Source organism: Psychrobacter sp. Ps7, from assembly GCF_022129225.1.
Taxonomy (GTDB): Bacteria; Pseudomonadota; Gammaproteobacteria; order Pseudomonadales; family Moraxellaceae; genus Psychrobacter; species Psychrobacter immobilis_A.
In genome coordinates, this window is record NZ_JADQAH010000081.1 from 1 (window position 1) to 1153 (window position 1153).

Genomic DNA, 1153 nt, shown 5'->3' on the forward strand with positions numbered 1-1153 from the left:
TTTATTCCGAAACGAAACCGTTTGGGATATCGCTAATAGACTCGACATCTCTTTACCCGGAAAAAACAAATTAGTAGCGCCAAGTGCGCTAGTTCAAGGCCGGCAAAGGTTAGGCTATGAGTCAGTCCAACATACATTTCAATTACTTGCACACAAAACCTTTTCCACCCAGTCTTTTGAACAATGGTGCGGACTTAATTTACTCGCTGTTGATGGCGTTAGTTTTCGAACTCATGATAATCAAGATAACAGAGAAGCATTTGGCAGTGACAGTAATCAACATGGAGAAGTAAGCTACCCACAAGTACGAATGTGTAGCCTTATGGAAGTATCTAGCCATTTACTGTTAGATAGCAGCTTTGACTCCCGTCGCATAGGTGAAATGAGCTTAGCTCAACGACTATTACCAGCCGTACCAGATAATTCTCTTACCTTGTTTGACCGCGGCTATTACTCATTAGGACTGTTGCATCAGTGGCAAAACCAAGGAGATAACACTCACTGGATGTTACCCGCGAGGAAGGATTTACAGTATCAAGTTGAACATAGTATAAATGACAATGATAAAATAGTGATTTTGTCCACAAGTCCTCAAGCCAGAAAGAAATTTGAGTCATTACCAGAGACCTTGATGGCAAGATTAACCACCTATAAAGTGGATGGAAAAAGCTATCGTGTTCTCAGCTCTCTCATTGACCCTTTACGATTTCCATATGAAGAATTAACAGAGGTTTATACTCAACGCTGGGAAATTGAGCTGGCGTTTAGAGAAATAAAGCAGGGATTGAATCATAGCAAACACACGTTACGTAGTAAGAAACCAGACATGGTACGTCAAGAGTTATGGGGGTTATTACTCGCTTACAATTTAATACGTATCGTCATGCTTGATGCAACTAAAGATGAGGATATTTTGCCTACACAGCTAAGCTTTAGCCAATCTATGCGACAGGTTATCGCTTTCTTTATGTTTACGCCAATACATAGTGCAAGTAAGTTGCCTATTCATTACGATGAGTTACTGACAACACTTAGATTGTTTATCTTACCCGATAGGTTACCAGATAGGCATTATCCAAGGGTGATAAGAAAGAAGCCGAATAAGTACCCCTATAAAAGAAAATGCCAGTCAGTTCTTAACTGACTGGCATTA

General features: G+C 40.2%; 1 protein-coding gene. It reads left to right on the forward strand.

Going from position 1 to position 1153, the window contains the following annotated elements; translation table 11 throughout:
- Positions 1-1144 (forward strand): IS4 family transposase (locus tag I3257_RS14100; RefSeq protein WP_238050169.1); only part of this gene is annotated, 1144 nt, incomplete at its 5' end.
- Positions 1145-1153 lie beyond the last annotated feature (9 nt).